This is a genomic window from Bradyrhizobium centrolobii (assembly GCF_001641635.1).
In the GTDB taxonomy this organism is placed as follows: Bacteria; Pseudomonadota; Alphaproteobacteria; order Rhizobiales; family Xanthobacteraceae; genus Bradyrhizobium; species Bradyrhizobium centrolobii.
In genome coordinates this window covers 58,366-79,294 of record NZ_LUUB01000124.1, presented here as the reverse complement: position 1 = coordinate 79,294, position 20,929 = coordinate 58,366, and the positions used below count along the sequence as shown (strand labels likewise).

20 protein-coding genes and 1 pseudogene are annotated in these 20,929 nt (G+C 63.0%); 7 read left to right on the top strand and 14 right to left on the bottom strand.

Going from position 1 to position 20,929, the window contains the following annotated elements; translation table 11 throughout:
- Nucleotides 1-195 precede the first annotated feature (195 nt).
- The 8 genes from AYJ54_RS44220 to exbB form a co-directional block, all read right to left on the bottom strand.
- Nucleotides 196-660: a cupin domain-containing protein gene (locus AYJ54_RS44220; protein WP_063705167.1), complete on the bottom strand. Its 465-nt coding sequence runs from the start codon at nucleotides 658-660 to the stop codon at nucleotides 196-198.
- Between the two features lie 347 nt (nucleotides 661-1,007).
- Entirely contained in the window at nucleotides 1,008-1,931 is a 924-nt protein-coding gene (locus AYJ54_RS44215; protein ID WP_063708758.1) for a type II secretion system minor pseudopilin, read from the bottom strand.
- The gene (locus AYJ54_RS44210; RefSeq protein WP_063708757.1) at nucleotides 1,928-2,668 is read right to left on the bottom strand and encodes a PulJ/GspJ family protein; all 741 of its coding nucleotides are present in this window, start codon (nucleotides 2,666-2,668) and stop codon (nucleotides 1,928-1,930) included. Before AYJ54_RS44210 ends, AYJ54_RS44215 begins: the two co-directional genes overlap by 4 nt.
- Nucleotides 2,665-3,078 (bottom strand): type II secretion system protein, encoded by a 414-nt coding sequence (locus AYJ54_RS50355; RefSeq protein WP_161491951.1) that lies wholly within the window; start codon nucleotides 3,076-3,078, stop codon nucleotides 2,665-2,667. Before AYJ54_RS50355 ends, AYJ54_RS44210 begins: the two co-directional genes overlap by 4 nt.
- A 262-nt stretch (nucleotides 3,079-3,340) precedes the next feature.
- Nucleotides 3,341-5,368, bottom strand: a complete 2,028-nt coding sequence (locus tag AYJ54_RS44200; RefSeq protein WP_063708755.1) for a TonB-dependent receptor — start codon at nucleotides 5,366-5,368, stop codon at nucleotides 3,341-3,343.
- A gap of 421 nt (nucleotides 5,369-5,789) precedes the next feature.
- Nucleotides 5,790-6,584 carry an energy transducer TonB family protein gene (locus AYJ54_RS44195; RefSeq protein ID WP_063708754.1) on the bottom strand — a complete coding sequence of 265 codons (795 nt, stop codon included), beginning with the start codon at nucleotides 6,582-6,584 and terminating at the stop codon, nucleotides 5,790-5,792.
- The gene (gene exbD, locus AYJ54_RS44190) at nucleotides 6,581-7,024 is read right to left on the bottom strand and encodes a TonB system transport protein ExbD (RefSeq protein WP_063708753.1); all 444 of its coding nucleotides are present in this window, start codon (nucleotides 7,022-7,024) and stop codon (nucleotides 6,581-6,583) included. Before exbD ends, AYJ54_RS44195 begins: the two co-directional genes overlap by 4 nt.
- 10 nt (nucleotides 7,025-7,034) lie before the next feature.
- Entirely contained in the window at nucleotides 7,035-7,904 is an 870-nt protein-coding gene (gene exbB / locus AYJ54_RS44185) for a tonB-system energizer ExbB (protein WP_063708752.1), read from the bottom strand.
- A 366-nt stretch (nucleotides 7,905-8,270) separates the two neighbouring features.
- Here exbB and AYJ54_RS44180 point away from each other — a divergent pair, with 366 nt between their 5' ends.
- Nucleotides 8,271-10,892: a spermine/spermidine synthase domain-containing protein gene (locus AYJ54_RS44180; RefSeq protein WP_063708751.1), complete on the top strand. Its 2,622-nt coding sequence runs from the start codon at nucleotides 8,271-8,273 to the stop codon at nucleotides 10,890-10,892.
- Between the two features lie 18 nt (nucleotides 10,893-10,910).
- Here AYJ54_RS44180 and AYJ54_RS44175 read toward each other — a convergent pair whose 3' ends face one another.
- From AYJ54_RS44175 to AYJ54_RS44165, 3 genes are all read right to left on the bottom strand, one after another.
- Nucleotides 10,911-11,561, bottom strand: coding sequence for a 2OG-Fe(II) oxygenase family protein (locus AYJ54_RS44175; protein ID WP_063708750.1), 651 nt, complete (start codon nucleotides 11,559-11,561; stop codon nucleotides 10,911-10,913).
- Between the two features lie 95 nt (nucleotides 11,562-11,656).
- Nucleotides 11,657-12,067, bottom strand: coding sequence for a hypothetical protein (locus tag AYJ54_RS44170; protein WP_245329320.1), 411 nt, complete (start codon nucleotides 12,065-12,067; stop codon nucleotides 11,657-11,659).
- 72 nt (nucleotides 12,068-12,139) lie between these two features.
- Nucleotides 12,140-14,065: a hypothetical protein gene (locus AYJ54_RS44165; protein WP_430641472.1), complete on the bottom strand. Its 1,926-nt coding sequence runs from the start codon at nucleotides 14,063-14,065 to the stop codon at nucleotides 12,140-12,142.
- Between the two features lie 475 nt (nucleotides 14,066-14,540).
- On the opposite strand from AYJ54_RS44165, the gene AYJ54_RS44160 reads away from it, so the two are divergent.
- From AYJ54_RS44160 to AYJ54_RS44145, 4 genes are read left to right on the top strand one after another with little or no spacing between them, the layout of a single operon-like run.
- Nucleotides 14,541-15,371 carry a peptidyl-prolyl cis-trans isomerase gene (locus AYJ54_RS44160; RefSeq protein ID WP_245329319.1) on the top strand — a complete coding sequence of 277 codons (831 nt, stop codon included), beginning with the start codon at nucleotides 14,541-14,543 and terminating at the stop codon, nucleotides 15,369-15,371.
- Between the two features lie 2 nt (nucleotides 15,372-15,373).
- Nucleotides 15,374-16,357, top strand: a complete 984-nt coding sequence (locus tag AYJ54_RS44155; RefSeq protein WP_063708747.1) for a HupE/UreJ family protein — start codon at nucleotides 15,374-15,376, stop codon at nucleotides 16,355-16,357.
- Nucleotides 16,358-16,361: 4 nt separating this feature from the next.
- Entirely contained in the window at nucleotides 16,362-16,988 is a 627-nt protein-coding gene (locus AYJ54_RS44150; protein WP_063708746.1) for a HupE/UreJ family protein, read from the top strand.
- A 20-nt stretch (nucleotides 16,989-17,008) separates the two neighbouring features.
- Nucleotides 17,009-17,629, top strand: a complete 621-nt coding sequence (locus tag AYJ54_RS44145) for a HupE/UreJ family protein (RefSeq protein ID WP_136624351.1) — start codon at nucleotides 17,009-17,011, stop codon at nucleotides 17,627-17,629.
- Nucleotides 17,630-17,738: 109 nt separating this feature from the next.
- Here the strand turns inward: AYJ54_RS44145 and AYJ54_RS44140 are convergent, their stop codons facing one another.
- From AYJ54_RS44140 to AYJ54_RS44130, 3 genes are all read right to left on the bottom strand, one after another.
- Complete coding sequence (locus tag AYJ54_RS44140; protein WP_063708744.1) at nucleotides 17,739-18,089, bottom strand: DUF2200 domain-containing protein; 351 nt, start codon at nucleotides 18,087-18,089, stop codon at nucleotides 17,739-17,741.
- A gap of 145 nt (nucleotides 18,090-18,234) precedes the next feature.
- Nucleotides 18,235-18,468 carry a hypothetical protein gene (locus tag AYJ54_RS44135; RefSeq protein WP_136624350.1) on the bottom strand — a complete coding sequence of 78 codons (234 nt, stop codon included), beginning with the start codon at nucleotides 18,466-18,468 and terminating at the stop codon, nucleotides 18,235-18,237.
- 126 nt (nucleotides 18,469-18,594) lie between these two features.
- Complete coding sequence (locus tag AYJ54_RS44130; RefSeq protein WP_063708742.1) at nucleotides 18,595-19,782, bottom strand: cytochrome P450; 1,188 nt, start codon at nucleotides 19,780-19,782, stop codon at nucleotides 18,595-18,597.
- 595 nt (nucleotides 19,783-20,377) lie between these two features.
- Between AYJ54_RS44130 and AYJ54_RS53320 the strand changes: the two are divergent.
- A pseudogene (locus AYJ54_RS53320) lies at nucleotides 20,378-20,497 on the top strand (LysR family transcriptional regulator); the annotation flags it as partial.
- 88 nt (nucleotides 20,498-20,585) lie between these two features.
- Nucleotides 20,586-20,929: LysR substrate-binding domain-containing protein (locus AYJ54_RS53315; protein WP_245329324.1), on the top strand; the 344-nt coding region annotated here is incomplete at its 3' end.

Below are 20,929 nucleotides of genomic sequence, written 5' to 3'. Positions count from 1 at the left end.
AGGGCCAGGACCCGACATACCGCTTAGGCAAACGCAGCGGCAAGACTTTCGCTCAATATCTAAAGCCCCCCGCTTGGCCTCGGCCGCAGCGGGGCCGGTCTAGAGGCGGTCTCATGCAGGTGGTGCCAAGGAGGCTCGCTTCCAGACACGATGAGTGATGAATACCACCGGCTTGCAAATTGGAGTTGGTATGCTTCACTGCGTCTTCTTGCGGGGATCATCAGCCGGGTCGATGTAGTCGATGCCTCCTGGGCCGATGAACTGAATTTGGAGGATCGCCTCCTCGTTCCCCGTCCAAACATAATGAGCGTGCTTCGCCGGCAGCGCCTGCAAGGCACCCGCCCTGACCACCTCGCCTTTCGTAGGGTCAAACTTTTCGCCCATGCCCCAGCCGACGCTACCGCTGATCACGGTGACGGTCTCGGCATAGGGATGAGTGTGCGGCGGAACCTTATAGTTGGGCGGAAACTTGACGCGCTGGACCACCACGCTGCCAGCTTTCGTTGGATCGCCTACCAGGAGCGCGACTTGGCCACCCTTCGGAATGTTCGGATTGTCCTTCCACGTCAGCGCATCTGGTTTGACGAGGGTCACGGCATCTTGCGCCAGTGCCGAACCCGCAAGCGCGATCAAGGCTGCCAAAGTCAGAAGCTTTTTCATGGGGATCCTCCTTACGATTTTTGCTCCATTTTTCAGAGTGCGATTGCTTTCACGATGATCACTGCCCAATCCCCCAGCGAGCATTTCGGCACGTCCCGCTTCAGGGCAGCTCGCGATAGTCTACTCGACGTCGTCGCGGCACGATAGGGAACAAAAGGGCGATGTCGGGTCAGGGTCATTCGCGACCCGGTTGAGCCAGCGGCAAGTCCGGGTGCGCCCGCTATGCCGCCGAAAGCGGAGGTAATTCGGAGCATTAGCAACATAGCGACGGACCATTGATGGCGCTGCCTAAGACGTGATTCAAGCTCCGAACCGGAGCCTCGAAGCATGCGCTACGACCAATGGACTCATTCCTGCTCGAGACGCGGGGCGATTTCATCGAGATCCCGCCAGCTCAAGACCCGGTAAGGCTCTTCGCCGCCTTCGAGTTCGATGATGATTTCGACGGACTTGCGCCAGCCACGATCGAATGCGACCGCGCAATTCAGGCGAACGTTGTCACCAGAATAGACGGCGATGGCGCCACCGGCCGTCCCGAGGAGATTGACCGCCGCGGCGGGTTCGCGCGGCAAGGTCTCACGCTGCGCCACGAAGGAAGCCATCTGCAGTGGCTCGACACCCGGCAAGGAAGCAATCACCTCAGGCGCCGCCGCGAACACGTCGATCTCTCGATGACCATTGTACACTGTGACAAAGTCCATAGCTCGCTCAACGAGTGCCGAGGGCAATCCAAGCACGCGCCATAATTCCTCCGGGCTCGCAAAACGGCTTCCCTTCGGACCGTATGGAGCGCCTGAGATGCGGTAGAGCGTCGCCTCGCTATCCAGCGTTTCGACCTTGGGCGCCGTTCGCCATCCAATGATCCGATCGGCGTAGTTCTCCGACTCCTCGGGCATCGCTCCCAACGTCCGAAAGAGATTGGCGAGCATCTCCCTGGGTGCGAAATTGAGATCGACACGTGCGGATTCCATGGCGTAGTCGACCTGTATCGTCGCGCGATCGAGCCTGAACGAAACGGTGCCGCGCGGCTTGCGGGACGTCTTCGGGCTCGACAAGAGATCATAGGCGGTGAGTTCGACACCGGCGAGGACCAGCGCGGTGGAACGAACGCGATCGTCATAAGACGCAAACGCTGTTGCCGAAATCTTGAGATAGGAGGAAACGATGCCGGCAAGCGCCGCGAGCAATATGAGCAGCAGCAGCACGGGCGCGATCACGAATCCGCTGTCGGGCCGCTGTGACGCGCAATGACGCGGATGATGGGTCCTCATGGCGAGCGCGCTCCACCGTTCACCTGCTCGAGCGTCGGTGGCTCGCCATCGGGATGACTGGAGCTGGCCGTACGATTCAAGGCATTGTCGGCCTCGCACGATTTCTCGCTGCAGACGTCCTCAATCGTCAATTCCGTCCGCACCGGAACGATCCGGGCGATCGGCTGCCGGTGTCCTCTGGTATCGTGAACAGTGACGCGCACGGCGGCTGGCAGGCTGTCGGCGCCGTGCCAATGGTTTCGCCAGATTTGGTCGCGACCTGCGAACGCGAACCGCAGCCGGTACGGCAGACGTAGCAGAACGACGGCCGCCGAAGCGGGATCGACCTCCGCGGTTCCAGGGACGAAGGCAACGCGAGCTCTTGTCACTGCGGGGCCCCGCAGATCCTCGGTCTCGCCGATCCGCACCAGCTCAAGTCCGGGATCGGCAGTCGGACCGATCGGAGTACGGACGAAGGTTACCTCCCTTTCCGTTCCCTCAAACAGCACCGCCCTTGAACGGCGGTCCGACATGACGAACTCGGCTGCGCCGATATCAGCCGCGATGCGATCGAAGGCGATCAACTGGGTTTCGCTGAGCTGAACGCGATCATAGGCTCTCCTCCAGGCGGGAAGCCACTGGCCGATAATGAGCGCGAGAAAGGAGAGGATCACACCCATCAACGCCATGGCTGCGACCGCCTCGATGAGGCTGAAGCCCGCCTCGGCATCGTGACCGCTGTGACTGCGAGCGATCATTGGCCTGACGCCCTCTGAAGGCGGATGGTCTGAAGCCGTATCGCAGCGCCCGAGGGGCCCTTGACAAGAAGATCGACGCGGGTGGGAGTCCAGCGGCTATTTTCCGGCGCGGGATTTGGTGCGACGGCAGCGGGGCCAACCCGCATGCGCCAGCGATGTCCCCACGCCTCGCCTTCGGTTTCGGACGCCATCAGACTGTCCCGCGCCGGCATGCCGTTGAACAACAGGCTGTTGGCTGCCTGGATCAACGAAACACGCTGCTCCATCTGTCGGGCGCCGCGCAAGGTTGAACCGACCAATCTGCCGATGGCGGCCAACGTCACCGCCATCACGGCAATCGCTACCAATTGCTCTACCAAGGTGAAACCGGCATCGGGACGGTCGGTTCTGCGCCGTGGCGGTCGCGACAAGTGAAATCTCCAAAACGCCAACCGGCACCGGCCACGACCTCCCGTGCCGGACGCACCGCGACATCCATCCGCTTGATTTGTTGCCCATCGCCGCGATATGGCCGGCGAGGGTTATCGGACTGAAGTATGACGGCTGTGCGAAAGCCGCACGCCGCCAGTAGCCCATCAAGCCGAACGACGAACCATCGGTTTGGGCTCGCCCACGGCAAGGCCACGCGCGGGCGGCGTGGCAACATGCCGCCCGCAAACGACCAGCCTGCGTTCAAAAACTGCCGGCGAGCGTCAGCCTCACCGCCAGTGGCTCGACGGGATGCACCACGGCATCCATCACGCCGTTCTGGCAGACCGCCGCCGGCGCTGTTGGCACGGGGTAGCACAGATTGAAGAGGCTGTCGGTCTTGAGCAGCGAGCCGTAGCCGTAAGAGATCTGATTGGTGGCGGCGTTGAACAGGTTCAGTACGTCAAGCTGGATACGCCAGCCGTCGACGGTACGATATCCGGCCCGTGCATTGAAGATGCTGACCGGCTTTGACCGCCACGCGTTGTCTTCGGTCAACGGAACCGAGCCGATATAGCGCCAGCGCAATCCGCCGAACCATCCCGTCTTCTCGCCCACCGTCACGCCGGCTGAGGCGACGATCGCAGGAGCATTGGGGATATAGTTGCCTGCTGCATTGCCAAACTGAGCCTCCGGGTACGCGGCGAGCGAGGCATAAAGGTCCGCCTGCTCGCTGTCGTAGCCGACGAAGCGGGCATGCGTGAGAGCCAGATCGGCATCAATATCGAGCCAGTCGAAGGGACGATATTCGTTGGTGAACTCGACGCCATAGCGCCGGCTGGCGCGGCTCGCCGAGGTATCGCCGGCATCGCCGCTGAAGACGATTTCCGATGCCTGGTCGAGCGAGAACAGGCTGACCGTCGAAGTCAGTCCCGGCACGAACCGGGTCCGCACGCCAACCTCGGCACCCTTGGTTCGGACCAGAAAGGGAGAGGGAGAGACGGAGGTCGAGGGATCGGTCGGCGATTCCGTCGTTGTTGCGCCTCTCGCATCGTTGCTGTGCATGCCCATGCCGGCGCCAAAGAATAATTCGGTCTGTTGGAACGGACCGATGACCATGCGGAATTTCGGGCTGCCGATCGCCTCGTTCGCATGACCCGAATTGTTGGCGTTGAACAGCGAGTCGACGCTCGCGTCATAGTAGTCACCGCGCCAGCCGAACGTCGTTCGCAGCCAGCTGGTCCAGTGCACGGTATTCTCTGCGTAGATGCTGACGCTGGTCTCCTTCACCTTGTCGCTGCGGATGTTCGACAGGAAGTCACGCCGGTAGGTGTTCGTCAGCGCGAGGTCGATTGCGTCATAGCGTGTCTGGAGTCCCACCACGGTCTCGACCGGCAAGCCGCCGAGGCTGCCAAGAAAGCTGCGCGACATGCTGCCACCAACCATCAGCCGCCCGTCGTGCTGGTGAAACTGGTCGCCGAACTCGAGATTGCTGAGAAAGTAGGTGAAGTTGTTGTAAAGATCGAGCGAACTCTTCACCGCATAACCATTCGCCTTCCAGGCGCCGAGATCGTCGGTGCCCGCAATGCGGCCCGAGACAGCGAAGCGGTCGATCCGCCCACCGTCGGATGGATCGATAGCACCGAAGCGCGGAAGCAGGCCGCTCTCGATTGCGCGGGTCGGCAACTGGTCGGTGGAATTCCAGCGATTCGCATAGGCCATGCCCGTCAGCGACAAGCCGTCGGTTGCCGTCCCCTGCGTGTAGCGCACCAAGCTGTTCAGCTTGCGCACATCATCGGGATTGTCCCACGGGCCGTTGTAGACACCGCCTTCGCCCGCGACGAGCAGCGTGCCATCGCCGACCTTGCTCGAACCCATGCCGAACAGCCGGCGATAGCCGAAACTGCCGACCGTCACCGATGCGGTGTTGTGCTCTGCGCGATCGACCAGACCGATGTGGAGATTGCCCACCGAGCCGAAATCGCCCTCGTCGGCGAAATAGGGACCCTTCCGGATGTCGAGTGAATTGATCGTCTCCGGCATCAACCAATTGAGATCTGCGTATCCCTGGCCGTGCGCGTGGGTACGCATATTCACCGGCACGTCGTCGACATAGATCGCCAAGTCGGTGCCGTGGTCGAGATTGTAGCCGCGCAGGAAGTACTGGTTCGCCTTTCCCTCGCCGCTGTGCTGGGTCACGATAAGGCCCGGTACTGCCTCCAGCACCTCGGCGGGACGGGTTGCCGGACGCGCATTCAGCGTGACGCCGCTGATGCGCATCTCGCTCGCCATCTCCGGTCCCGAGCTTGGGCCGGAAGCGACATTAGGCGCACCACTGCCATCCGCGACTTGCTCCGTAGATGGCGCCGCATTGCCGGCCGGAGCCGGAGTGCTGGTTGGGGCTTGATGCGCCGGCCTTCGCGCCTGGTGCGATCGCGACGGCTTCTTGTTCCTTTGCGACACCACGGTAATGCTTGGCAGATCCTGCTCCTCAGTCGGCGCCGCGCGCGCCGCGTCCGGCCAACCACTCTCACACGCGGCGGCCCCCAGAACGGCGCCCGCCAAAACCCCAGCCCACCCCTGTCTCACGCAATTCTCCACTCGGCGAATGAGCGTCCGCTTTCCGTCGCTCATACCTTTTCGAGAGAACGTCATACCAGCGCGAAGTTCAAGGGATTACGACAGCTCTGCGTCGTCTTGCGGCCGCGCGCAATCAACCGCCGGGGCGAAAACTGATCGGAATGCGAAAGCTGAGATTTCGGTCGGCAACGACCGACGGCGGCGCGGGCAGGGGATCCGCGCGCCGGATCATCTCCAGGGCCGCCTGATCGAAGCGCGCATCACCCGATCCCTTCGCGATTCCGACTGAGGTGAGCCTGCCTTGGCGGTCGATCGTGAAGCTCACGATGATATCGGCAGACTGCTCCGCACCACTGGCGGGATAGCGCTTCTTGCGCTCGATATGCGCGACGAGCCCGCGCCGCCAACTTGCCTGTGCGCGCTGCGCTTCGGCGCTGCTACCAATTGCCGCAGCTACTGATCGCGCGCTCTCCTGCTCGGTCGCGCGGCTCGGTGCTGCCCCGCTCGTCGAGGGCGCGACCGCTGCGGACGCCTTGACCTCGGCCTCTTTTTCCTCCGGCTGCTCTCTTTGCTCGCGGGGCGGCGTTGTCTGTTGCTCCGCTTCCGGATTTTCAGCGATCGCGGCCGATGCCGGCTCCGGCCTCACCGTGGAAGTTTCGTTCGCCGCAGCGGTCGCGACAGCAGATGTCGCATCGGAATCAGTTGGCTCATCGGTCGCGTCGAAGGGCGGAGCGGCATCCGCAATGCCGATCTCGATGGCCATGGAGCCGAAATTCTCGTCGCTGTTGGCCTTGCCGTGGTCCGCCAACAGCGTCGCAGCTGCGGCGGCATGAAGGGCGACAGCCAGGCCGCCTGCCACAACCCATTGGCGCAGTTCTGCGCGGTTTGTCGCGGCCGTGGCCGCGAGACGCCGCGTCGCCTGGTTCATGGCTTCGCTCCGGCAGGTCGAGGCGGTCCCTCGAGCGCTACCAGCTTGACCTTGCCGTAGCCGCCGCTCCGCAGCATCTCCAGCACTTCCATCAGCTCGCCATAGTGAACCGTGCGATCGGCGCGGACAAAGATGACACGATCCTTGTTGCGATCGGCCGCGTCCAGCGCCTGCACCAAGTCGGCGCGATCGACTAATCTTTCGCCGATAGCGACACCGAGACCAGGCTTGATCGACACGTAAGTCGGCTTGTCCGGCTTCCGCTGCGGCGTCGCGCCCGACACTGGCAGATCGATCGCCAGATCGACCGTCGAGAGCGGCGCAGCGACCATAAAGATGATCAGGAGCACCAGCATGACGTCGATGAACGGGGTGACATTGATCTCGTTCGCTTCGGGCAGATCGCCCAATCCGTCGAGTCCGCCTTGGGAAAGCTGCATGCCCACGACGTCACTCGGCGGCGCGGGTGGTATAGATGCGGTCCGGTCGCGCCAGGTCGCGCGACAGCAGCCGCACCATCATTCCCGCACCTTCGCCCACCTGCTCGACATAGGCCTTGGTAGCGCGTGCCAACAGGTTGTAGAAAATGACTGCCGGAATGGCCGCGACGAGCCCCATCGCCGTCGCGAGCAACGCCTCCGCGATGCCCGGCGCAACCACCGCGAGATTGGTCGTCTGGGCGCGTGAGATGCCGATGAAGCTGTTCATGATGCCCCAGACGGTTCCGAACAGGCCGACGAACGGCGCGGTCGCTCCGATGGTTGCGAGCAGCCCGGTGCCGCGCGCGATGCGGCGGGCCTCGGCACGTGCGATCTCGCCGGCGCGCGTGAGATAGCGATCTATCACCCTGTCGTCCGCGAGGCCTTCGGATAGCTGCTTCTCATTCAACGCGGCCACCGCGAGCCGATGCAACACCATCGTCCCAACGGTTGCGCGCGAGGGATCAGCAATACCGATATCGTCTTCCAGGAAACGGGCGCTCTCGGGCGTCCGCAGTGCCGCGGCCAGTTGCCGTCGTCCCCGTGCCAGTTCGAAGGTCTTGGTCAAGAAAACCGTCCAGCAGGCCAGCGAGGCCAGCACGAGTGCACCCATCACGAACTGAACTACGAAATCGGCGCGTTTGACTAGCGCCATGATCGAGAGTTCGCCGGCCGCCTCTCCCGCGACGGCGACCGTGCTCGTGAGGTCTGCTCTTGCAGCAGGCTTCTCCTCGGCAAATCCATTGCCTGGGCGCGCATCGCTCGTTGCCGAGCTCTCGCTCGCCTGCGCAACGTTGCCCGATTCCGCATTCGCCTCATGTGCAAGGGCGGCCCCCGGCATCACCAACAGCCCAACTGCGAGTATCGCAGTCGCCGCGCGGCGCCTGGAAAGCAGCCCCGCTGACGGCCTCGCCGCAGGTTTGGGTGACTTTGGTTTCATTGCAGCGGATCGTTCGGCGCACAGAGGGGTCGATGACAAACTCGCATTGGACTAGAGCAGTCCGAAGAATGATTTGTGACGGCGCACTTGCCCCTATGCACCACGGTCCCGAAGCCCGTCTCGCCTGTGTCAAACCAGCGTCACACAACTTGAAGAAACAGACCATTCCTCGCCGTCTACGTCGCTGATGTTTTGGCCGCCAGTTCGTCGGCTTCGGCCGACCCGGGCAACGCTGGTCCATTTTCGGCAGAACTTAGGGACTCCGCCATGGCATCCGACAGCAGCCCCGCCACAACGGCTTGCTCGGACCGGACCCTCAACCGCTCCGCGACCGAAACGACAGGGCGGCCGAGCCTGGCAGGCGGACGCTGGGCGCTGATCCCTGTCGTCGTGGCGTCAGGCTTTGCCGGCCTCGGCTACGAGATCGTCTGGACCCGCCAATTGGCCTACGCGCTGGGCACGGAAATGATGGCCGTGCTCGGGGCCGTCGCAGGGTTTTTCTGCGGACTGGCGCTCGGCGCGCTCGTGCTCGATCGCCCGATCCGCATGGCCCGTTCGCCGTGGCGGGCCTACGCGCTGCTGGAAGCGGTGATCGGCCTGTGGGGTGTCGCCTGCATCTGGCTGCTGCCTGCAGCCGGGCGCTCGCTTGCGCCGCTCATCGGCACCGAACCGGCGACACCGGTGCTATGGGCTGCGAGCTTCGCGCTGCCCATGCTGGCCCTGCTGCCGGCGACAATGGCGATGGGCGGCACGCTGACTGCACTCGAGCGGATCGTTGGCGTCACCTGGAAGAATGACCGGGTCAGTTCAGGGGTCTATGGCGCCAACACGGCCGGTGCGGTGGCCGGTGCGCTCACCTCTGCCTTCGTGCTGCTGCCGGAGCTTGGACTGTCATGGACTCAGGCTGTGCTGGCTGCGGTCAATGGCTGCTGTGCGATCGCCGTGTTCGCACTTGAGCGCGAGCGCGATGTAATCAAGAAGGAAATGGTTGCCAAGGCGGTGCCGGCGGCACTGCCACTGCGGCTCGCCAGCACATTGTTTGCAACGGGAATGCTCGGCATCGCCTTCGAGATGCTGGTGGTGCGTCTTGCCGCGCAGGTGATGCAGGATACGATCTACACATTCGCCGGTCTGCTCGCAGCCTACCTGTTTGGCACCGCATGCGGCGGCCTCGCATGGCAGCGCGCTGGCCGCAGCACCTCGGACGTGAGCCTGGGCTGGCTGCTGGCCGGCACCGCGCTCGCGTGCATCGGTACCGCTGCGCTCGCCCCGATGATCGCGCGGATTGCTGAAGCCGCCGCCGACCGCGGCATCTCCGGCGAAATCGCGGTGGCGGTGGCATTGTTCCTGATCCCCTCCGCGTTGATGGGGGCCGTCTTCGGGGTTCTTGCGCAACGTGTGCACGACAACCGCGGCACGCTGGGTCTCGCCGTCGGTATCAATGCCATGGGCGCCTGCATCGCGCCGCTGGTCGCCGCGCAAGTCCTGGTTCCCTCGCTCGGGGCATGGCTGGCGATCATTGTGGTCGCTCTCGCCTATCTGTTGCTGCTCCCCCTGCGCCGGGCGGCGCTGCTATGGGCCGCCGCACCGGCACTGGTGGCGGCCGTGCTCCTGATCCGGCCGACGCCTTCGATGATCAGGGTGCCGAACGGAGGCTCTCTCCTTTCCGTGCGGGAAGGCCCCATGGTGACCGCAAGTGTTGTCAATGATGCCTTCGGCGCGCGATATTTGGAGGTCAATGGCCGCTTTCGTATGGGCGGCACCAGTTCGATGCGTTCGGACTACCGGCAGGCGATGCTGCCCCTGCTCCTGCATCTTTCACCGAAGCAAGCGCTGTTCCTCGGGCTCGGCACCGGCGCCACACTCGTCGGCGGCACCAAAATGCCGGGGGTCGCCGTACACGGCGTCGAGCTGTCGCAGGAGGTCGTCGACCTTCTGCCCTGGTTCATCAATCCCGATGATGCGCGACATGCACGCATCACTGTTGCCGACGCGCGCCGCTATGTCGCCGCTGACACTTCGTTCTACGACGTCGTGATCGCCGATCTCTTTCATCCAGCGCTCGACGGCAGTGGCGCGCTTTACACCACCGAACATTTCGACGCCGTGCGGCGGCGGCTCGCCCCCGGCGGCATTTTCTGCCAGTGGCTACCCCTCTACCAGCTCGACGCGCCCTCGCTGCGGGCGATCATTCGCAGCTTCCTTGCAGTTTATCCCGGCGCGTCGGCGTGGCTCAACCACTATAGCGTGCTTACGCCCATGCTTGCGCTGATCGGACCGCGTGACGCCGAGCCGCTTGATCTCGCTGCATTAAAGACGCGGCTCGAGGATCCCGCCGTTGCGGCGGTGGTTCGCCCGCTGGGCTTCGAGAGTAGCATCGACTTGCTCGGCCAGTATCTCGCCGGACCGCGCGCACTTGCCTCCTTCGGCGGTGACGGGCCGCAAAGCAGCGACGACTATCCCTTCGTCACGTTCGATGCCGAACGCAATATCCGGGCACTGATGGCGCCACCCTGGTCGCTGTTGTTGGCTACCACCCGGGCAATCCGTTCCAATGCCGCCGAACTCGTCAGGGGCCCCCGGGCAGATGATCTGGCGGCGCGTCTTCCGTCCTACTGGGCGGCTCGTAACCGGTTCCTGGAAGCGGGCGCAGCGCTGCCGGGCGAACCGCGCGGCCGAGCGTTGATTGACGCTGCTGCCCCGGGCCTCATCGAGACATTAAGGCTGAGTCCGGAGTTCGATCCGGCCTATCGGCCGCTGCTCAGCATGGCCCGCGCGCTCCTCGCCAGCGACCGGCCGGCGGCTCGCCGCCTGCTCGAAGCGATCACTGCGGCGGCGCCGGGCCGCAACGAGGCGCGACTGATGCTCGGTGAGATCGGCGCGCCCTGAGCACAAGAGAAGACAACGTCACGCCGAGAACTTGATCTCGTAACCCCAGCAATTGAGCCGATCGGGAATCGCGTTGAAGGCGATCGTGATGCGCTGATCGCCCTGGTTCTTCGGCACCTCGTGGTAGAGGTAGCTCGGGAACAGGACGAGATCCCCCGGCTCCGTGACCGGTACCATGTATTTGCCGGCATTGAACGGCCCCAGGGCGGCTTCGCGCGTGTGGTGGCGGAAACTGTATTCGAAGCCGCCGGGCGGGCGAATGAACATGGTGCGCGAGCCTGGGTGCGAGGGAGTGAGATAGAATACGCCGGAGATGAAGCTGTTGGCATGGGAGTGCATCGCCTGGCTGCCTCCCGGTTCGAGCATGTTGGTCCACATCTCCTTGACGGTCCAGTTGAGCCGTTCTCCGAACAGCATGAAGCCGAAATCGACCAGCTTCGGCATCGCGAGTGCAGCGATTTCCTGGAACAGATTGCTGTGGAGCGGATTGGCTATCGTCGTGTGAAAAAGCTGCTCGGAACGCAGGTTGGTCTCGACCTTATCGGCGCGGATGGCGGCGATGGCGGCTTCGCACAGCTCGGAGCTCAGCAGCTGCGGTGATCGCATCAACGGAATCGGGAATAGAAGCTCGATCTGGTCCTCGGTGGCGGGATCCTGATTCTGGTCCATGATGTTGAGTCAATCCCTGAGCCGGCGCGAGCGAATGCCGGATAGTGTTGCGATTTGGTGAAGCCGCAATGACAGAGGACCCGAGGTCAGGCAACTCACCGGTCGTCGCCACGCAATTCCATGTAGCCGGTGGGGGTCATCACCCGGAACGTCTCGCCAGGTGCCAGCCAATGCCAACGGTTATCGATTTCGTCGATGGCCTTCTCTGCATACTCCAGACATCCATCGAACTCGCCATTGCCTGCTTCCGCCTCTGCATTCTGCAGGAAACGTTCGGCAAAGTAGCGGGAGAGGCTTTTCGCGGAAATCTTGTTCGCCTTGTCCCGCCCGTCCTGGAGGGCCTTCGTGCAGTCCTCGAGCGTCGGCTCACCCGGCTCGGCCACCCCTTCGGCCATCGCCGGCGAGTTGAGAAGCAATGCTCCTGAAAACACCGCGAAAGCGAACTGCAGCATAGTCTTCCGACCGTCCATCACCATTGTCCTGCCGATCCGGTCGTCGATCTGCATTGAATTGCAGCCGATCCAAAAGAACGAGGCGGCCGGAGCCGCCTCGCCGGGTGTGCTTGGAGTCGCCTCCGGTCAGTGCCGGTCCGCGAGCCTCTCCGCCAGCTCCGCGTTCCTCTCGACAAGGAGCTTCGGCTGGTTTGCGGGGCGGACGAAGATCGGATTGGCGTAGAACCAAACGTTCGACCACGCCTGCACGTCGTTGGTGACACGGAGGGTGTTGTTGACCTTGCCCAGATGGCTCGGACAGGCCGGATCGGCGCAGACGACGTTGACGTTGTTCTTGTCGAGCAGCGGATTGCCCTCGCCATCCGTCGCGTTCGGGGTCGCCGGCGGCAGGTTCGTGCCGCGGGTGCGGATGTAGAACGGGGTCGAACCCGCTTTCATCCTGGTCGTGAAGGTGAACCGGCTCGAGCCATCCCGATTGCGGGTCTCCGTCATTGACGACGTCGCAACCTGTTTGGCGATCTTCGTCGACGGATTGTAGACGATGGCTTCACCCGCCGTACCGGCCGCGTTCGGAACGGCGTAGCCAGGGGCGCCCGGTGCGATCACGCCCGTGATGTTGCCGGTGATCAGGTCGATGTGGTCGAGATACGGCTTGTTCAGCGGCTGGCTGATCCCAAGCTGCTCCAACAGCGGATTGTTGAAGCCGTACGGGCTGTTGTTCTTCGTCGGTACGGTGACCGCCATTTCCAGGGTGATCATGTCACCCGGATCGACGACCAGCGTCTCGCCCATGGTCTTCCAATCGCCATGGGGACCGCGCGCACGGAACACCATGTCGGGCCCGATGATGTCGGCGTTGACCGAGTAGGAGTTACCCTGGCGCATGCCGTCCACCACGTCGCGCGACTCGAAGTCCGAGCCATCGTTCCCTTGGCCGTTCCCGTGGCGCTTGTCCGAACGCTTGCCGTCGCCACCATGGTCGTCGTCATGCCCGTCCTGCGAGTCATAGTTGCTGTTCGGAACATAGAGCTTGGTGTACTCGCCCGGCCAGAAATCGGCAGTCGTCGAGGTATCGCGGGCGCCGAACGAACCACGGCTGTGCCAGTCCGAGCTGACATAGATGAAGAAGTTGCGGCCTTCGCCGAGCATGCCATCCCACAGACCGCCGATCTTCGCGGTGTAGATGCCCTGCATGCCGTAGGTACCGCCGCCAACAGCGCCGCTGCCATAGGAGCCGGAGCCGCCGTTAACGCCGCCTTCGGCGAAGTGACCCGGGGACTCAATGCCGAAGGCCACGGTCGGGCCGGCATTGTTGAGATCCCGGAAATGCTCGATGTTGTAGCCGGCATTGCCGGTCGAGCTGAAGGGGCCCTGGCGCTCGCTGTGCGTCGGCACGACATACGAACTCAGCGGATAGTGCGATTGCAACCATGTGACGGCAGTAACAGCCTTCTGGTGCGCGTTATCGCCGACCAGGCCGGCATTGGAGATCTTTCCGGCCCAGACCGAGTTGCCGCTCTCATCCACCGGCCCGATCAGGTCGTTGTCGTTGCGGTCGTACAGATACTCGAATTTGGCCATGTTATCCGCCGAGCCGACATGGCGGCCGCGCGGATTTTGACCTGTGATCACCCCGACGTCGGCGTGCTCATGACCTGGAACGATCCACTCCAGGCCCTCGATGACGACCTTGTTGTACTGCTGCGAGCGGCGCACGATGTAAGGCCACTCGATTTCCTGAATGTTCTGCCAGCGCCACATGACGCGGTTGTTTCCGGAGCCGGACGGGGTACCCTTCAAGCTGCCGATCGTGATGCCGTCGATCGTCTGACCGAGGGTATTGTTCCAGTAAGTCGTGGTTTCGCCGGGCACTGCCGCGCTGGTGTCGGAGAAGCGGCAGTCCCTGTTGCCCGAACCGCCATGATTGCCGAGCGTGAACCAGTCGATATCGAAGTTCGGGCCGCCCGCTGCGGCGGTGCCGGATCCGAGGATACGGTCAAGTGCGTAGCCCACCGACACGCTGCCGTCGGTGCAGGTGTTGTGGTTGTGCATGTCGCCGGCAACATAGGGATTGGGGGCGTCGCGGTGGTGCACGACGGAATTGTTGTTGCGGTCGTTGCCGTTGTCCGCGTTAGCGGTGGTGGCGCCAACCATCGCCAACGAGGCGGAGGCCGCCGTCAGCATGATGATCTTTGATCTTGGAAGCATTTGAATATGGCTCCTAACGGAAGCTTTGAGTGATGGCGGGATGACCTGGCGTGAGCGCGAGGAACGCCAGGGCGCCGCGCATCAACATCAGGAGTCCACGACACTGACATGAAGCTTTTGTGCAAGAGAGACTCTCCGTCGAGAGACACGCGCCCTGAAGCAATCGTCGATGCGAAAAAAACGCGGTGCGCTCAATTGTCTCATGACAGATTGCGTCTCGCGTTGCATAACGCGCGCGCCCGGCGACATGTTGTCGCGGGGGGTGCATCGAAACCGAGCGAGAGGATCCATGCCTGCGTCGCAAGCTCACGATCAATCCATGTCGACCGTAGCGGCGGGCGGCACCAGCTTCCTGGCGGCGGCGTTTTCCGCCCTGCGGCGCGAACCGCTCCTCCATTTCTGCTTGCTCGGCGGATTGATCTTCGCGGCCGATCACCTGCTGCAGCCGCCTCTGCAGGACAACAAGACGATCGTCGTCAGCAAGAACATGCGGCAATCCTTCATCAACGGCTTCTCGGAGGATGGAGACCGCACGCCGACGCAGGAACAACTCAACAACATCATCGACAGTTGGGTGGCGAGCGAAATCCTCTATCGCGAAGGCAAAGCCCTCGGCGTGGACAAGGGCGACGACATGATCCGGGATCGTATCGCCTTCAAGTTGCAGGTACTTTTGTTCGACCAGGTGAAACTGGAGAAGCCGACCGAAGAGCAGTTGCGCGGCTTCTTCGAAACGGTCCGCAACCGCTTCGACGTGCCGGAGCAGGTGAGCTTCCTCCTGACACCAGCAACCGACGAGGCGTCTGCCCGCCGTCAGCTCGCCGACATCCGCGCCGAGCGCGAAACGGACGAATTTCGCGACCAGACCCGCCTGTTTCCGGGCCGTCCGGTCGGAAGCCTCGCACCGTCCTTCGGCGACAGCTTTCGCGACCAGCTCCTCGGTTCGCAAATCGGCGAATGGACAGTCCTGCAGGCCAAGGACGGCTGGCACGTTGCGCGTCTCGACGGGCGCCGGGCGGCGGTGCCTGTGAGCTACGAGTCCGTGCGTGACCAGGTGACGCGAATGTGGAGCACGGAAGAGACCAGGAAGCGCGCCTGGGCCGCGGTGCAGAAGCTGAAGGCCAACTATACCGTCAAGGTTGAGAACTAGTCATGCGTACCCTGCTATGCGTCGCGCTTCTCGTTCTGGCCGCGTTGGCGGGCGCTGACAAGCTGCACGCTCACGAGGCGACGATGGGCGTCGTCGAATTCCGCGAGGTGCGCGCCGGCACCTTCATTGGCCGGTGGGTCAGCGAGCCGGACATCGGAGGCGACAATGTGCAGTTGCGCATGCCGCCGCATTGTTTCCTGAGAATGCCCGAACTCTCCTGCGGTACCCGAGGGCTCGTCGGGCCCGTCGCCATTGCCAACATGGGCGCGGGCCTCTCCGCTGTGCTGGTCAAGTTGTTTCCGCTGGACGGCGACTATCGCAGCTACACGTTGACGAGCGCGAATGCGACAGTGAACATTCTTGGCGCCGGCGCGCCGACCGTCGATACCTGGCTCGAACTGGCCCGCACCTACGTCAACTACGGTATCGACCATATCCTTCTCGGGGTCGATCACCTGCTGTTCGTGCTCGGGCTGATCTGGATCGTCAAAGGCGGCTGGAAGCTCGTCAAGACCATCACCGCCTTTACCGTGGGCCACAGCCTGTCACTGGCCGCCGCCGCCTTCGGCCTGTTCGGCGTGCCGGAAAAGCCTCTGAACGCTGCTATCGCGCTAAGCATCGTGTTCGTCGGGGTGGAGATGATCCGTCTGCAGCGAGGCGAGACAACGCTCACCGCTCGCTATCCCTGGATCGTGGCCTTCTCGTTCGGATTGGTGCACGGCATCGGCTTTGCCGGTGCACTTGCCGGTCTCGGCATCGAATCGAGGCTGCTGCCGGCGGCGCTGTTGTTTTTCAATGCCGGTGTCGAAATCGGCCAGGTCATATTCGTGTTGCTGGTGCTTGCAATGATATGGGCACATCACCGCCTCAAGGCGGAGCTGCCGCGCTGGGGCGCGGCGCTCCCCGCCTATGCCATCGGCTCGATCGCAATGTACTGGTTCATCGGCCGCATGGTCCGCATCTTCGCCACTTCAACCATGACCTGATCCAATGCCATTGTCCCGTTTTTCCCGCACCGTCGCGTTGTCGCGCGTTGGAGCGATCTCCGCGCTGATCTTCCTGCTGGGCGAGCCGGCCTTCGCGCATGACCAGCCCGGCGTTGCCGGAGGTCTCGTCAGCGGTCTCTTGCATCCGCTGACAGGTCCAGACCACATGATCGCCATGGTGGCGGTCGGCATCTGGGGTGCCCAACTCGGCGCTCCAGCGATCTGGCTGCTGCCGATCACCTTCCCGATCGTAATGGCCTTGGGCGGCGTGCTCGGCATCCTTCAGGTGCCGCTGCCGTTCCAGGAGCCTGTGATTGCGCTTTCCGCCCTGGTGCTGGGGAGCGCGGTCGCGACGCGCCTGAAGATGCCTTTTGTCCTTGCCGCGTTGATCGTGGCGATCTTCGCGATCTTCCACGGCTACGCCCATGGCGTCGAACTGCCTCATGCGGCCAACCCGCTCGCCTATGGAGTCGGCTTTGTCGTTGCCACCGGCCTGTTGCATCTCTGCGGAATTTCCATCGGGCTCTTGCTGCGCTGGCCCATCGGAGATCGCCTGATCCGCGGCATGGGCACCGCAATCGCGTTGCTCGGCTGCTATTTTCTCGTACGTAGTCTCGGGGGAATTGCGTGACAATCGCCGCTTCTAGATGCTTGACCGCAGCGACGACGGCGCTTGCCGCGGTGCTTGCGTCGGCCACTCCCGTGCAGGCCCACCTGATCGGCACGCGTCTCGGCGATTTCTACGCCGGCGCGCTCCACCCGGCGACGGACATCAACGATGTCGTGCTATGGCTTGCGTTGGGCATGCTCGCCGGCTCGCTCGGGGCCCAGCGCGGCCGCTGGCTCGTGATCCTGTTTCCTCTTGGTCTCGGCGTCGGCTTCTTTCTTGCCGCGACAGTCGGGCTCAGCGTTGGCGGCGCCGCAACCAATGCGGCGCTGATCGGCGCGCTCGGGCTGCTGCTGGCTGCCGGACTGCGCCTGTCCGCGCCGCTGCTGGCCCTTGCCGGCTTTGCGCTCGCCATAACGCGCGGCATGGCCAATGCGTCCGGGACGGAGGCCGTGACCAACGTGCCGCTGTTCGCCGCCGGCCTGGTCTGCGCCGGCTATGCGACCATCACGCTGGTGATGGCGCTGGTTATCGCATTCCGGCAAGCTGAGGCCGGGCAAGCCACGGCTTGGCGCGGAATCGCATTGCGCGCACTCGGCGGCTGGATCGCCGCGATCGGACTGATGATGATCGGCTTCACGCTGGCAGGTCCCGGCAACGTCTGATCGCACGGGGGGCGTAGCGTTCGACTCATCTGCGGCCGGGCCAACCATTACGGGTACGGCCGTGCTTGCGGCAGAGCCAGGTGGACTGAGACTCGTTCGCTTGGGATGATTATTTTCGCAGAATGTTTTCCATGGTTTTTCCACGGGCCAACTCGTCGACTAATTTGTCTAAGTAGCGAATTTCTTGCATGATTGGCTCTTTGATATCTTCCACTCGGACACCGCAAACCACGCCCTTGATCAGGGCCCGCGAAGGATTGAGTCTTGGGGCTTCTGCGAAGAATGTTTCAAAGTCGGTTCGTCGTTCCAGTTGTGCCTCTAGTTCCTTCGGATCATAGCCGGTCAGCCAAGAGATGACTTGATCGACCTCTGCTCTTGTGCGTCCTTTCTTCTCTGCTTTCGCAACGTAGAGCGGATAAACGCTGGCGAAGCTTGTTGTATAGATTCGATGTTTTGCCATTGCTGCCACAACAGTATCTTGTTGAAGAACAGGTCGTCGCTCGACCGGCTCGGCGGTATCCAACCAGCACGTAGGATGGGTGGAGCATTTGCGAAACCCATCATGCTTTACCGTCGGACAGAATGTCGATGGGTTTCGCTTCGCTCTACCCATCCTGCGGGCTAGTATTGTGGGCCTGCGGAAAGACCTCGCCGCCGACTAGCGCGGCGAACCCATCCTTCACCTCGAACTCGAACCCTTGCCGAGGTCCGTTGGGGTGGACGGTTACGCTGTGCACAAGTGTTCGCAAGTCGTCGACCAGGGAACTGCGATCGTTCTCTGCCTCGGTGTGGCCGGTCGTTGTCTCGGCAAGAGCGTTCACCGCGTTGGAATTTCGCAACAGGGCCCCTGGGGGAGAGCGGGACAAAAACTCTCGGTCGTCGTTCGTCCGCGAAATCATCGCGTTTTGCAACACGATCCCTCCCGAAGCAGACGTTGGGTTCTCTCCCACAGGACACTTATGCCGTCATTGACGGATGGTGACTGGAATTTGCCTTGGTCCCCGCACGGTCCCCTCCGACCATTTTACAATCGCGTTTTCTCGCAGCATGAAATTGGGGAATTTGCAAAGCCACTCCTCGACAGCGACACGAATTTCCATGCGGGCCAAATTGGCGCCGATGCAACGATGGATACCCAGACCGAACGTGGCGTGCTGGTTCTCGGCCCGATCAAGCACGACCCGGTCCGGGTCCGGAAACATCGTCGGATCGCGATTGGCCGCGCCATAAGCGAGCATAACCGTCTCACCCGCCTTGACGGGACAACCGCCGATTTCGGTGTCCTTCATAATTTCGCGAGCGACCGCAACCGGGGCGTAGGCACGCAGAAATTCCTCAACAGCGCTCGGAATCAGGTTGGGCTCGGCGACCAACCGCTTGCGGTCGTCTTCATGCGTGGCAAGGTGCCACAGGCTGGCGGCGATCATGCTCCAGGTGGTGTCGATCCCGGCGAAAAACAACAGGCGCGTCGTGCCCGTGATCTGCTCCTCACTGAGGGGCTCTCCATTTAGCCTGGCCTTGAGCAGGTGGCTGACGAGATCATCGCCCGGCGAGACCTTTCGCTTGGCAATCTCCTCGCCGAAGAGCGCATCGACTTCTGCGCGGACCCGGCGCGCGACAGCAGGGTCGGCGGCCCCAAAGTCCATGAAATCGCGGACCCACTTCCGGAAGCGTGGGCCGTCGTGCTCAGGGATGCCGAGCAGAATGGCGGTAACGCGAGATGGTATTTCCTGCGCATATTCCTCGGCCGCATCGCATTCGGTTCTGTCGGAAAGCCGGTTCAGGAGTTCACGGCATATCGTCCGCGTTCTCGCCTCCAGCTTTCCGACTGCCTGCGGCGTGAACGGCGCGAGCAAGATCTGGCGCTCACCGCGATGTGCGGGCGGATCTGATGTGGCCGGGGGGCTCGGCGGCGAGATCCGCTCGCCTTCGCGAATCATGGCGCGGCGGGAGGAAAAATGGTCTGTGTCATAGGCGACTGCGCGAATGTCGCTATAACGTGTAGGGAGATAGACACCATCGAACCGGTCCGTGTGGGCGACCGGACATTTTTGCCGCAGCTCGCGCCAGATCGAATAGGGATCTTGAGCCCACTGAGGATCAAGATGATCGAAACCACTCGCCCAGTCGGTCACAGGCGCGCGCGCAGTCATTTTGATTCTCCCTCGATTTCGATCGCAGCTTCTGGGCGGTTGGCCCTTGCCAGAGCGCATTGTTGTTCAGATCCGGCGGGACGATGCCGTTGCCGATCGCACGGCCTTCACCATATTCGCCGGCCTGGAACGGCTCCGGCGCGCGTGCGATAAAACGCGCGCGACGTGACAGAGCTGTCGCTTGACGCGAATTGTCACGGCGGCAGCAAGCGTGGAATGGGGGCAACGAATAGTGTTCACGCCGGATCTCCCTCTGGCGGTCGCCATGGAGGCTGACCTCGATGTGTTACGGCGCGGTTTCGCGTGGAGAGCAAAACATTACAGGCGTAACGGGTTCCGCTCCGGCAGCAGCCACTGCTCCGGCAGTTCGGCGCGATCCGCGCGCCGTTTCCCGGACAGAGCAAGGGCACCGCGTGGGCGGGTCCCTACGCCGGCTTCGGCGTGCAAGTGCAGAAGGCCTTTGCGGCAATCGTGCCGCCGGATAGCTTGAATTGCGCTCTCTGGTGAATGGGCTTCCTTTCCGACCCGGCATTGCGTCCGTCGTTCAGCGGGCGGAGGCGGGTGGTAGCACGGACGATGTAAGGAACGGTTTGAAATGCGGGGGACCCGATTCGCCGAGCTGAGTGCTTTCGTAGCCGTTGCCGAGCTGTCCAGCTTCACGAAAGCGGCGCAGCAACTGGGGATTTCTACGGCAACATTGAGTCAGACGATCCGTGAACTGGAGGAGAGCCTTGGCGTCCGGCTGCTGAACCGCACGACGCGCAGCGTCGCGCTGAGAGGCCGGAGGGCGCCTGCTGGCGCAGTTGCGTCCCCTGCTCGACGAATTCGACGAGGCGATCGAGTCGGTGAACGCCTACCGCGACAAGCCGGCGGGGCACCTGAAGCTGACCATCCCGCCGCCGGTGGCGCGCTTTGTGCTGGGGCCATTGCTTGCCCGATTTCTGGACCGGTATCCGGAAATCACGCTCGAGATCTCGGTCCAATCGGCTTTAACCGACATTGTTGCCGGACGCTACGATGCCGGCATTCGCGTCGGCAGCCGCCTTGCCCGGGACATGATCGCGGTCCGGATCACCGACAATGTGCGTTACGTTGTCGTCGCGTCGCCGGGCTATCTGGAGCGCCGCGGCCCTCCGCAGACGCCCGC